The sequence below is a fragment of the Anabaena sp. TISTR 8404 genome, from assembly GCF_056847745.1.
Map to the genome: position 1 here is coordinate 6,031,029 of NZ_CP180578.1, position 13,573 is coordinate 6,044,601.

The following is a 13,573-nucleotide window of genomic DNA, read 5'->3' on the forward strand; positions in this document are numbered from 1 at the left end:
GTTATTCAAGTTATCGTAGGGAACCGAGTGGAAAAAGTATCAGCATTCATATTGTGATGATGAGTATTTATCCTAATCTATCCAGCAACTGCTATAAATAGTAGCACTACGTAAATCATATATAGCAATCCGATTTGATTCGGAGAAATTACTGCTTAGGGCAGGGAATAGGGAATGAAGAATGGGGAACAGGTAACAGGAAAAAATATCGGGTAATGATCCAGAATTTTTTTAATAATCTAAGAATCCTATTGTTATGATTCATAGATTATAAATTGCTAAAAATCCCTTGGTTGATGTACCAAGGGATTTTTGATTTTCAAACTGTTAGATTGTCAAGCTTAGTGAGCATTTGCCAAGAGTAACTCACGCGTATCTGACTTGCGAATTTTAACTTGACCGTCATCATCTACATCTACAATCGCTGTATCGCCATTGCTGATTTCGCCTGATAGTAGTGCTTCAGCTAAAGAATCTTCCAGCAGACGCATAATTGCCCTACGTAAAGGTCTTGCACCATAGCTGGGGTTGTAACCTTCATTGACTACCAAATCTTTAAATGCTTCTGTCACTTCCAGGGTGATGCCTTTTTCCATTAAGCGGTTAGCAACATCACGGAGCATAATATCAGCAATTTGCTTGACTTCATCTTTACTCAATTGAGTGAAGACAATAATCTCGTCAACACGGTTGAGGAATTCCGGACGGAAGTAAATTTTGAGTTCTTCGTTGACTAAGTTGCGGATGCGGTGATAACTAGCTTCGGCTTGATTATCAAATTCAAAACCTAAACCACCGCCACCTTTTTCAATTACCTTAGAACCGATATTAGAAGTCAAGATAATCAAAGTATTCTTGAAGTCAACGCGTCTACCTTTAGCATCAGTCAGTTGACCGTCATCCAAGATTTGCAGCAGCATATTGAAGACATCAGGATGCGCTTTTTCGATTTCGTCGAACAGCAGCACTGTGTATGGTTTGCGTCGCACTGCTTCCGTGAGTTGACCGCCTTCATCGTAGCCGACATAACCTGGAGGTGAACCAATCAGCTTAGATACGGTATGGCTTTCCATGAATTCAGACATATCCAAGCGAATCATCGCTTCTTCTGCACCGAAGAAGTAGGATGCTAAAGCTTTGGCTAATTCTGTTTTACCAACTCCTGTGGGGCCGGAGAAGATAAAGCTGGCAATGGGACGGTTGGGATTCTTTAAACCTACTCTGGCACGGCGGATGGCACGAGATACAGAAGTAACTGCTTGTTCTTGACCGATTAAGCGTTGATGCAGAGTATCTTCTAGGTGTAACAGCAACTCTGATTCAGATTCTGTGAGTTTGTTGACTGGGACACCAGTCCAAGAAGCAACGATTTGAGCAATGTCTTCTTCGTCAACAATGGGCTGAGAAACACTTTGCTCTGCGTGTAACTGAGCTTCTAGTTCTAATTCATGGTCGCGGAGTTCACCTGCTTTGTCAAAATCTTGGATTCTGACGGCTTCTTGTTTAGCTTTGGTGACACTTGTTAGTTGACGCTTGAGTTCCTTGTTGGCAGAAATTTGCGAGTTCCGCAAGCGGACGCGGGAACCAGCTTCGTCAATTAAGTCTATGGCTTTATCTGGCAAAAAGCGATCGCTAATATAACGATCTGACAACTGCGCTGCTGCTAAAATAGCCGCGTCAGAAATTTCTACTTTATGATGTTGTTCGTAAGCACCACGCAAGCCATACAGTATTTGGATGGTTTCTTCAACTGAAGGTTCACCGACCAAAATTGGTTGGAAACGCCGTTCTAAAGCGGCATCACGTTCGATGTGCTTGCGGTATTCATCGAGAGTTGTAGCGCCGATACATTGGAGTTCACCTCGTGCTAAAGCTGGTTTGAGGATATTGGCTGCATCTAAGCCGCCTTCTGTACCACCAGCACCCACAAGGGTATGAATTTCATCAATTACCAGGACGATGTTACCAACTGAGCGGATTTCGTCCATGATTTTTTTCAGGCGTTCTTCAAAATCGCCACGGAAGCGAGTTCCTGCTACTAACAAGCCCATATCCAGGCTAATGACTTGTTTATTTAACAAGAGTTCAGGAACATCTTGGTTAGCAATACGTTGTGCTAAACCTTCTGCGATCGCAGTTTTACCAACTCCTGGTTCGCCAATCAACACAGGATTATTTTTCGTGCGGCGACCGAGAATTTGAATGGCACGCTCAATTTCTTTTTCCCGACCAACTACAGGGTCTAGCTTGCCTTCTTGTGCGAGTTTAGTCAAATTTCTGCCAAACTCTTCTAGGGTGAGTGCTTGTTGGTTCCGCCGTGGAATACTACCACCCACAGCGACATTGGCATCTTCACCTATACGACGCAGCACAGCAGTCCGAACTAATCTCAGGTCTACCCCCAGATTTTGCAGAACTTTGGCTGCAACACCTTCACCCGCCTCAGTTAAACCTAAAAGTAGGTGTTCAGTGTTGATGTAGTTATGTCCTAGACTATGAGCTTCTTTAAACGATTGCTCGAAGAGGCTTTTCACCTTGGGAGTAAAAGGAATTTCTGGTGGTACAAACCCAGAACCTCTACCAATAATTTTTTCAACTTCGCGTCGTGCTTCTTTGAGGGTAACGCCCAACTCGCTCAGCACTTTGGCAGCAACTCCCGTTCCTTCTCCGATTAAACCCAGGAGAATTTGTTCCGTTCCTACGAAGTTGTGTCCCAGGCGACGTGCTTCCTCCTGAGCTAACATGATTACTTTAATTGCTTCGGAAGTGAAGTGTTCAAACATAGCGGGTTCTTGCTCCCTTGCTGCTTGGACTTGGGGTGATTTGAGGTTCACCCTCATTAAAACTTTTTGTATTTTCTTAAAGACAATGTATCTTTATTTAATATTGACTGGCAGTGGTGAGAGCCGTAAGAGTTAAGGTGTGTTTGCCCTCATCTTTAATTATCTTGCGATGGAAGGAATTTCAACTCTAGACTCAGAATGAATTAAGAATCAGACTAAAGGTATAAACTATGGCAGAACAGCACGGAAGTAAAGACCAACAACACCCACTTTACAACCGCGATCGCCCCTTTATTGATATTCTACTCGCTCAAGAAGCAACAGACTATAATTTGGCAGAATTGGCTCGGCTACGCATCCGTTATCAAGGCTTTCCCGGCGCACGCGACATTCAAAAAGACCTAGATAAAGTTTTGCAACAGTGGGGGTTAACCGAAGCTGAACTTTTTGCCAAAACCCGGCAAATTCACGATGTAGGGGGAATTTACAAAAGTCGCGGCAAAAAAGAAGAACAAGATTGGAATTAGATTTGTTGACTGTTAACTGTGCCGATTTGAGATTTTTTGGTTCATGCTCTGCCCTAGTGTGCAGAAAAAATCCAAAATTGTTTAACTGTTGATTGTAAGACTGACGTAGTGAAATTAAAAATTCACGGTTTATGACATTGGGGTGTAGGGGAAACCCACCCACAGTTCTGGTTCCCCTGACACTTTGCCTCAAAAGATAAATAAGTGTGCGTAAGTCATCTTCCTGTTGCCTTAAACTGTGATTTTGGCTAAAGCTGTATCCACAGCTTGTAAAGCTTGATCAACTTCACCCTTAGACACAATTAGTGGTGGAACAAATCGGACAACTTTTGGCCCGGCGGGGACAAGTAATAAACCTTCTGCCATTGCGGCGTTGACTACATCAGCAGCAGTTAGCGCAATGTCTGCTGCTAACTCCATCCCGTTGATTAAGCCCCAACCACGCACATCAGAAATCTTATCAGGATATTTTGCCGCGATCGCTTTTAATCCTGAGCGTAATTGTTCACCCCTCTCTTGGACATTCTGCAAAATGTTTTCTCTTTCTAGAGTTTGGCAAACGCTCAGCGCCACACCACAAACAAAAGGATTCCCACCAAAAGTACTGGCGTGTTCTCCTGGTTGAAAAACATCACAGAATTTTTTACTCATCATTGCGCCAATAGGGATACCACCGCCTAAACCTTTGGCGCTGGTGAAGATATCCGGTTCGACACCGAGATGTTCATAACCCCATAAATTACCACTGCGCCCCATCCCAACTTGCACTTCATCAAAAATTAATAAAATGCCAGTTTCATCACAAATCTGCCGCAGTTTTTGGAAGTAAGCTACATCACCGGGACGCACGCCACCTTCGCCTTGCAACGGTTCTAATAAAATCGCTGCAACGCGATAATCACCTTCATCTAACTCACTAATGGCTGTTTCAACAGCAGTAATATCGTTGTAAGGTACGTAATGGAAACCAGGAACCAAGGGATCAAAGTATTTTTGATACTTAGGTTGTCCGGTAGCGGTAATCGTTGCCAAAGTCCGTCCGTGGAAGCTGGCATTAGCCGTTAAAATAATGGGCTTTTCTATATCTAGGACTGTATGGGCATATTTACGTGCTAATTTAATCGCCGCTTCATTAGCCTCGGCTCCAGAGTTACAGAAAAATACGCGATCAGCACAAGAATGTTGGATAATCCATTTGGCTAATTCCCCTTGTTCGGGAATGTAGTACAAATTAGAAACATGATGCAACTTCTGAATTTGACGAGTCACAGCTTCAATCATCGCTGGGTGGGCGTGTCCTAATGTACAAGTGGCAATCCCAGCCACAAAGTCTAGATATTCCCGCCCCTGTGTATCCCAAACTCGGCATCCTGAACCTTTTTCCAAGGCTAAGGGAAACCGACCATAAGTTGACATCACGGCTTCGTTAAAACTATCCGTATCAAAAGGAATAGATGACACTGAACCTGATGCTGGGGGGATGCTGGCTTCTTCAACTAGAGTTTGTAAGCTCACTACCGCTCCTCCTGAAAATTTTTCATCATACATTCACTTACTAGTTTCCTCGAAATTGTTAAAAATTTCTTGGGATTTATCGCAGATGATCACTAGGATTTAGGCAGTGATACAAAAAATCAAGGGGTATAAGGGTATGGGGTGTAAGTAAGTAAAACCCTTATAGCCTTACACCCAATCTTAATAAATTTTTTTTAGGCTAACGCTTAAATATCCTTCAACGAAGAACACTGGTGAAAAACAACCTTGTATTCCACACTTGAGAGAAAATACCAACGTATCCAAAAAGAGTTAATGGCAGGAGCGATCGCTCTTTGCGGTGTTCTCCTAATTGGTACTTTATGGTATAGATTTGTTGAGGGATGGTCATGGGAAGATGCCGCTTACATGACAGTAATTACCCTGGCTACTGTGGGATACGGCGAAACACACCCACTTGGTAGCCGAGGACGCTTGTTTACTATTGCCCTGATTTTATTGGGCGTAATTAATATTGGTTACATTGTCAATAGATTTACAGAAGCAATCATTGAAGGCTACTTTCAAGAAGGAATTCGGCTACGGCAACAGAGGCGCTTAATGGAATCCTTGTCAGGACATTACATTATTTGTGGATTTAGTCGCACAGGTCGGCAAATTGCCAAGGAATTTCGCGCCGAGGGTGTACCTTTTGTTGTCATAGATTCAGATCTTGAATCTGTCCAAAGGGCGCAGATAGAAGGTTATGTAGTATATCAGGGTGATGCGACACTAGATGATACCCTGCTGCATGTTGGTATTGAAAGAGCGATTTGTATAGTTGCAGCACTACCTTCTGATGCCGAAAATTTATATACAGTATTATCAGCAAAAACACTCAATCCCGGCATTCGGGCGATCGCTCGTGCCGGTACAGAAGAAGCGTTACAAAAGTTACAGCGTGGTGGCGCTGATGCCGTAATTTCACCGTACATTACAGGTGGTAAGCGGATGGCCGCAGCAGCCTTGAGACCGCAAGTATTGGATTTTGTGGACGGAATTCTTTCTGGCGCAGATCGTCAATTGTATATGGAAGAATTTTTACTTGATCCCAGTATATCTCCCTTGGTTGGACAAACCTTACAAAAAGCCAAACTGCGATCGCAAACTGGTGCATTAGTACTGGCAATTCGCCGTGTTGATGGTAATCTCATCGGTGGCCCCACTGGCGACACTGTATTATTGCCAGGAGACACGCTGATTTGTATGGGGACAGCGGAACAGTTACGTAGTCTTAATCAAGTTCTTGTCCCAATTGGTTCGCAAAAATTACGCAAGCCGAAAAGTCAGTAATAGGGAATAGGGGACAGGAAAAATTAACCGCAGATGGACGCGGATGAATACTTCTTGTTGGAAAGCGCGATCGCTATTTTCTCCTAAACTGCTATTCTTGCAACAATGGTAATTACAGTCATTTCATCCAGCCGAGTCATCTACCTGAAACCTTATGCTTACCCAAGATAAACAACAACGTAATTGGCAACCTATTATCAAAGCATTTGAGGCTGTCCTTGGTAAAAATGGTGTAGTTCAACGCCGTGAAGAATTGATTACCTATGAATGCGACGGTTTGACTAGCTATCGTCAACGTCCGGCTGTGGCTGTATTACCAAGAACAACAGAACAAGTTGCTGCGGTGGTAAAAATATGTAACCAGTATTCTGTGCCATTTATTGCACGGGGTTCCGGTACAGGATTATCTGGTGGTGCTTTACCATTAGAAGACTCTGTGCTAATCGTCACCTCCTTAATGCGACAAATCCTCAGCGTTGATTTAGAAAACCAGCGCATAGTTGTACAGCCTGGAGTAATTAATAGTTGGGTAACGCAAACTGTTAGCGGCGCAGGATTTTATTATGCACCAGATCCTTCTAGCCAAATTATTTGCTCAATTGGGGGTAATGTTGCCGAGAACTCTGGTGGCGTACATTGTTTAAAATATGGTGTCACCACCAATCACGTTTTAGGCTTAAAAATTGTCACGCCAGCAGGAGAAATCGTCGATTTAGGTGGACAAATACCAGAAACACCTGGTTATGATTTAACTGGTATATTTGTAGGCTCTGAAGGTACTTTAGGAATCGCTACAGAAATCACTCTTAGAATTCTCAAAAGTGCTGAATCTATTTGTGTATTGTTAGCAGACTTTACTAGTGTAGAAGCTGCCGGGGCTAGTGTTTCTGATATTATCAGCGCAGGCATAATTCCCGGTGGGATGGAAATGATGGATAACCTCAGCATCAATGCTGTAGAAGATGTTGTGGCAACTAATTGTTATCCGCGAGATGCTACTGCCATTCTGCTAGTTGAAATTGATGGGTTAGAAGTAGAAGTTGCAGTTTTAAAACAAAGAATTACCGAAATTTGTCAACATAATGGAGCGCGGAATGTAACTGCGGCTACTGACCCAGAAACCCGCTTAAAATTGTGGAAAGGACGCAAAGCTGCTTTTGCTGCGGCTGGACATTTAAGCCCGGATTATTATGTGCAAGATGGTGTAATTCCGCGCACTCAATTGCCTTATGTTCTGCAAGAAATTGAAACCCTAAGTCAAAAATTTGGCTATAAAATTGCTAATGTCTTTCATGCTGGTGACGGCAACCTTCACCCATTAGTTCTTTATGATAATTCTGTGCCTGGTGCATTAGAAAAAGTTGAAGAGTTAGGCGGAGAAATTCTCAAGCTTTGTGTAAAAGTTGGTGGTAGCCTTTCTGGCGAACATGGCATTGGTTCAGATAAAAAGTGTTATATGCCAGAAATGTTCAATAGCGTTGATTTAGAAACAATGCAATGGGTACGACAAGTATTTAATCCCCAAGGTTTAGCCAACCCAGAGAAAATCTTCCCCACACCCCGAACTTGTGGTGAAGCCGCCAATGCTATGAATCACAAACAGTTTGAAGGTGTGGAAAGATATTGATTTGTAAAAAGTGGAGAGTAGGGAGTAGATCTATTTAGGACTGCTATAAAATCCCTGAAAATGCGCGGATGGGTAGGTGTAGAAAAGCAAGGTTGAAGAAAAATCGCTGGATTCTTTTGATTACAAGCTTTTACAGAAAAATTAAATTAAAATCATCCGCGCACTTTACTCAGTCTATGTCTCAGCTATTAGTCGTAAATCAACTGACATTTTCAAGTGTTATAATCATAACCATCCGCGAAACTGAACCTCGAAAACCAAATACAGATTACTTTTCCGGCTCCCGCAGTTGAAATTTCACTTAATCCCTATTAGGGATTGAAACGATTGCCGCGCCAGCTTCAGCGATCGCGGTTTCGCCCACAAGTTGAAATTTCACTTAATCCCTATTAGGGATTGAAACAAGAACAATACTTTGCAGACACAATCAACAGACAACGTTGAAATTTCACTTAATCCCTATTAGGGATTGAAACTTAACATTCTGTAATCTATAGGCGCGATCGCGGTAGTTGAAATTTCACTTAATCCCTATTAGGGATTGAAACATCTTTTAGCCCAAAGCCACTAAGGATGCCTTGGTCGTTGAAATTTCACTTAATCCCTATTAGGGATTGAAACCCTTTGGATTTCTTAGGAGCCTTAGATTTATCTGGTTGAAATTTCACTTAATCCCTATTAGGGATTGAAACATATCTCCTCAACCGCTGGCTCAGGCTCAGGTAGTAGTTGAAATTTCACTTAATCCCTATTAGGGATTGAAACTCCCAGTTGGAAATGGTTTGTACGTTGACATTTAAGTTGAAATTTCACTTAATCCCTATTAGGGATTGAAACGGTATGACTTGCTGTTCTTCACCGTGAAACCAAACTGTTGAAATTTCACTTAATCCCTATTAGGGATTGAAACCACAAGTTGAAGATAAAATCAATATGATTTTAGGGGTTGAAATTTCACTTAATCCCTATTAGGGATTGAAACCCTATATTACCAGTTACATTGGTATTGCTATAAGGATTAAGAGTTGAAATTTCACTTAATCCCTATTAGGGATTGAAACTCAGAGTATTGCCCAAGTGGAATATACGAGGTTTTGTTGAAATTTCACTTAATCCCTATTAGGGATTGAAACAAGCTACTTAGGTCAATATAACTCATATGTACAGGTTGAAATTTCACTTAATCCCTATTAGGGATTGAAACAACCTAACCTGGGAAACATGGCTAATCCGGCCAAAGACCCTGGTTGAAATTTCACTTAATCCCTATTAGGGATTGAAACAGATTATTACTTTGGCGTTAGTGAACACCATAAGGTTGAAATTTCACTTAATCCCTATTAGGGATTGAAACAACTTGACCCGGAACAACAGCTTATTCGCAACTACAGTTGAAATTTCACTTAATCCCTATTAGGGATTGAAACAGATAAATATGGCACAATGAAGAAGAGCTTAGGGAGGTTGAAATTTCACTTAATCCCTATTAGGGATTGAAACTATACGACTGATGCAGGCGACGACTTCGCTATCGTTGAAATTTCACTTAATCCCTATTAGGGATTGAAACGTTTTTACCGTATATGAACACTTGACCGCTAAGGAATAGTTGAAATTTCACTTAATCCCTATTAGGGATTGAAACTTTGGTCTGGACTCATTGCTAACCAAGCTTTGTATTGTTGAAATTTCACTTAATCCCTATTAGGGATTGAAACGTTAACAATTAACTTTTCGGATTTGAAGGGTACGTTGAAATTTCACTTAATCCCTATTAGGGATTGAAACACGAATAAGCCTGCACTACCAGGGGTAGCAGATAAGGTTGAAATTTCACTTAATCCCTATTAGGGATTGAAACAGAGGGCAAAGGTGCAAACATTAAATTAAATATGGTTGAAATTTCACTTAATCCCTATTAGGGATTGAAACCGCCTGTTGTAGGGATATTTATCGTTGTCAAGCCCCGTTGAAATTTCACTTAATCCCTATTAGGGATTGAAACAAAATCTCCTACGCCACCACTTTTGTATGGCATCGGTTGAAATTTCACTTAATCCCTATTAGGGATTGAAACTTATGGTTGTAGATAGCGCGATAGTGCGGCGAAGCCCCCATCGTTGAAATTTCACTTAATCCCTATTAGGGATTGAAACACAAACTGGCTGATAGACCAAGACATTTTATCCAGTTGAAATTTCACTTAATCCCTATTAGGGATTGAAACCAATTCAGTTGAGAATATACAAGTCATCCGAAAAGTTGAAATTTCACTTAATCCCTATTAGGGATTGAAACGCTCTGCGTTGGCTTCTAAATTTTCCGGTGTGGTTGAAATTTCACTTAATCCCTATTAGGGATTGAAACCTTTTGTACTAGAGACTGGCAGATAATTGCCGCGATCGGTTGAAATTTCACTTAATCCCTATTAGGGATTGAAACGAGTTTTTGCGATCATCTCAACGCCATGACCCTCAGTTGAAATTTCACTTAATCCCTATTAGGGATTGAAACTATCCTAAATGATTACGAAGATATCTCAGCACAAGTTGAAATTTCACTTAATCCCTATTAGGGATTGAAACTCGGTATCCTGGTTTTGGATGAGCATCGATAATGGTTGAAATTTCACTTAATCCCTATTAGGGATTGAAACAACTTGGTTGGCTTGAATGGACGTTTAAAAAGTGCCATCGAAGTTGAAATTTCACTTAATCCCTATTAGGGATTGAAACAACTTTTTATTTTTTATTCACACTGGACAACCGATGTTGAAATTTCACTTAATCCCTATTAGGGATTGAAACGGTGAAGTTGAAGAACACGTAGAACTGTTAATAAGGTTGAAATTTCACTTAATCCCTATTAGGGATTGAAACAAATTTTTATCCGTATAAAGCCTTTTATTGGTTGTGTTGAAATTTCACTTAATCCCTATTAGGGATTGAAACTAGTCTTTATACCTCCTAATGCTGGACTAAACTGGTTGAAATTTCACTTAATCCCTATTAGGGATTGAAACGCTCTAGAAGTAAGGGAAGATTATAGAGGGCAAGGGTTGAAATTTCACTTAATCCCTATTAGGGATTGAAACTTCTCTTGATCAACTTGTAATTTGAACTTGTCAGGTTGAAATTTCACTTAATCCCTATTAGGGATTGAAACACACAGTAAATCCTAAGCAGCTACTAGAATCTAAGGTTGAAATTTCACTTAATCCCTATTAGGGATTGAAACAGTTCACAGTAGGCTTAGATACCTCTACATTGGCGTTGAAATTTCACTTAATCCCTATTAGGGATTGAAACAATCACTGGAATATCGTCGTCTGAGTCGTCATCGTCAAGTTGAAATTTCACTTAATCCCTATTAGGGATTGAAACCCTTATGAGCTAAAACAAACCGAGAAAACCACTTCGTTGAAATTTCACTTAATCCCTATTAGGGATTGAAACTTTGGTATTTGCTCAGTGCTTGCAGGCTGCTATCTCGTTGAAATTTCACTGAAAGTATACTCAATATACTGAGATTTTTCTCAAATCAAATAAGATTGTTATAATCCGGATAAAGCTAATTTAATTTGTATTTATAAGTGTTCTTTTCAAACGCAGTCAAACCCACTGATGAATCGGTTGGCTAAACATTGGATTATTTACTTAATAGCTTTAGAATTTATACTTTGTTTAACAGTATTTTCTCTACCTTCTTTTTCATTTTATGCTCAACCAAATAGCCAACAAATTATCACAGAAATTCGTGGTGTTTGGTTAACTAATGTTGCTAGTGGTGTTTTATTTGTTCCTTGGGGAATTGACCGCGCTATCAATCAATTATCTGCACTGCACTTTAATACGATTTATCCTGTAGTGTGGAATCGGGGCAGTACTTTTTACAAAAGTAATGTTGCCAAAAATATTATTGGTGAAGAAGCTGAACCAATACTCAATTTTATGCACGGTGGACAAGATGTTTTAGCAAAGATTATTAAACTTGCTAAACCAAAAGGTCTAACTGTGATTCCTTGGTTTGAATATGGTTTTATGACACCACCAAATTCTCAGTTAGCCAAGCTTTATCCTGATTGGTTGACTGTTGGACAAAAAGGTGTAAATTCTGTGAAAGAAGTTTTGCCAGAAGAGGTTAACAATGGGGCAGTAACTAAGCAGGCTTGGTTAAATCCTCTACATCCAGAAGTTCAAGAGTTTATTCTAGGGCTAATTTTGGAAGTTATTAGTAATTACAATGTAGATGGCATTCAACTGGATGACCATTTTGGAATGCCAGTACAATTTGGTTACGATCGCTTCACTGTTGAACTCTACAAACAAGAACATCAAGGTAAAAGTCCGCCTAGTGACCCGTTTAACTCGGAATGGATGCGTTGGCGTGCTGATAAAATTACTGCTTTTATGGGCAGAATCTATCGCAGCATCAAAGAAATTGAACCTAATGCTAAATTATCTTTGTCTCCAAATGCACAAGCTTTCGCATATAAATACTACCTGCAAGATTGGGAAACTTGGATAAAAAATGGCTGGGTAGATGAGTTGATTTTGCAAGTATACCGCCATAACAACAATAGTTTTAGGGCTGAACTGGAACAATCAGCAGTGAAATTAGCCCAAACAAAAATTCCGGTAGTTATTGGTATCTCTACGGGGACTTTACGAAATCCGGTGAGAATTTCTCAAATCAAAGCACAAATTGACATGGTACGCGATCGCTCTTTTTCTGGTATTTCGTTTTTTTATTGGGAAAGTTTGTGGGGTTACATCGCACCAGAAACACCCCAAAAACGGCGTAAGGCTTTCCAGGAATTGTTTAACACCAAAGCTATCAGGCCATTACCCATTGATGAAGCAGGTAGCAGACTCAGGCTGTAATAGATGTTGGGAGTAGGGAATAGGGAGTGGGGAGTAGATTTGGAGAAATGACAACCTAGTTTGAACTTTTTTTATTTGTCTCGCACTGTATAGTAATCTCTACCGTGCTGTACTGGCGAGAATTTCATGTTCTTCACATCTACTAAAACTCAATTTAGTTTTACATTACAGTGGGCGATCGCTACTGTTGGCGGTTTTTTGCTGAGTTTGTGCTGGATTGAAGTTGGGGAAAAGCCAGATGTAGGAGTGGCGCAAGCTTCTTTGGGTGGGTTGGCGATCGCGTTTGGGCAAAGCTTAATTATTCGTCATCATATTTTGTTTGAACGTTGGCTTTTGTCTACCTTTTTGGCATGGGCTACGATCACTACCATTGGTGTGGGTGCTGTTGGTTGGATTGTCCCCAGTACGCAAATTTTTGCCCTGAGACTGCTTTGGAGTATAACTATAGGTACAGTGGGCGGTTTTGTGATTGGATTGGCACAATGGACAGCAATCCGCAAGTCTGTAGCTTTATCTTGGCAATGGATATTTATCAGTGCGATTAGTTGGGCGATCGCAGTACCCATTGGTTCAACTATAGGAATAGTTTTACTGCGTTTAACACGGTTATTTTTAGGTGAAGTTGCTGGATTAGCAATTACTTGGATTGTGGTAGCAATCTTAACCGGGATCAACGCTTTCCGGCTTTTACGCTAATTACTGATGATTGAGTCTGTGACAATCATCAATCAAATGATTTAGTATTATGTTAGTTGCTTGCTAGATTAAATAAAGATTAAGAAATATAACTTTTGAAAAATATTGCTTTTGAGTATACTTAGGTATATGCAACAATCTTAAATCATTCTTAATAAAAAATGTTCAATAAGTTTGCATCCCATTGCAAATGTACTCATACCTTTAAGGAGCTATATTTGTTGAGTTCAC

General features: G+C 40.6%; 7 protein-coding genes and 1 CRISPR repeat array. Of the genes, 5 read left to right on the forward strand and 2 right to left on the reverse strand.

Annotated elements, in window-relative coordinates:
• Window positions 1–341 precede the first annotated feature (341 nt).
• Window positions 342–2,783, reverse strand: a complete 2,442-nt coding sequence (locus tag ACMX3D_RS26145; protein ID WP_482752430.1) for an ATP-dependent Clp protease ATP-binding subunit — start codon at window positions 2,781–2,783, stop codon at window positions 342–344.
• 230 nt (window positions 2,784–3,013) lie between these two features.
• Between ACMX3D_RS26145 and ACMX3D_RS26150 the strand changes: the two genes are divergently transcribed.
• Entirely contained in the window at window positions 3,014–3,310 is a 297-nt protein-coding gene (locus ACMX3D_RS26150) for a DUF3288 family protein (RefSeq protein WP_190587988.1), read from the forward strand.
• 231 nt (window positions 3,311–3,541) lie between these two features.
• Here ACMX3D_RS26150 and ACMX3D_RS26155 read toward each other — a convergent pair whose 3' ends face one another.
• On the reverse strand, window positions 3,542–4,825 hold the full coding sequence (locus ACMX3D_RS26155; protein WP_482748699.1) for an acetylornithine/succinylornithine family transaminase: 1,284 nt from the start codon (window positions 4,823–4,825) through the stop codon (window positions 3,542–3,544).
• 246 nt (window positions 4,826–5,071) lie between these two features.
• Here ACMX3D_RS26155 and ACMX3D_RS26160 point away from each other — a divergent pair, with 246 nt between their 5' ends.
• The 4 genes from ACMX3D_RS26160 to ACMX3D_RS26175 all read left to right on the forward strand — a co-directional run bounded on the left by ACMX3D_RS26160 (window position 5,072) and on the right by ACMX3D_RS26175 (window position 13,342).
• Entirely contained in the window at window positions 5,072–6,136 is a 1,065-nt protein-coding gene (locus tag ACMX3D_RS26160) for a potassium channel family protein (protein WP_482748700.1), read from the forward strand.
• Window positions 6,137–6,290: 154 nt separating this feature from the next.
• Complete coding sequence (glcD, locus tag ACMX3D_RS26165) at window positions 6,291–7,763, forward strand: glycolate oxidase subunit GlcD (RefSeq protein ID WP_482748701.1); 1,473 nt, start codon at window positions 6,291–6,293, stop codon at window positions 7,761–7,763.
• 288 nt (window positions 7,764–8,051) lie between these two features.
• Window positions 8,052–11,218: direct repeats of the CRISPR family, unit length 37 nt; unit sequence GTTGAAATTTCACTTAATCCCTATTAGGGATTGAAAC.
• 168 nt (window positions 11,219–11,386) lie between these two features.
• Window positions 11,387–12,646, forward strand: coding sequence for a glycoside hydrolase family 10-like protein (locus tag ACMX3D_RS26170; RefSeq protein WP_482748702.1), 1,260 nt, complete (start codon window positions 11,387–11,389; stop codon window positions 12,644–12,646).
• A 126-nt stretch (window positions 12,647–12,772) separates the two neighbouring features.
• On the forward strand, window positions 12,773–13,342 hold the full coding sequence (locus tag ACMX3D_RS26175; protein ID WP_482748703.1) for a hypothetical protein: 570 nt from the start codon (window positions 12,773–12,775) through the stop codon (window positions 13,340–13,342).
• Window positions 13,343–13,573 lie beyond the last annotated feature (231 nt).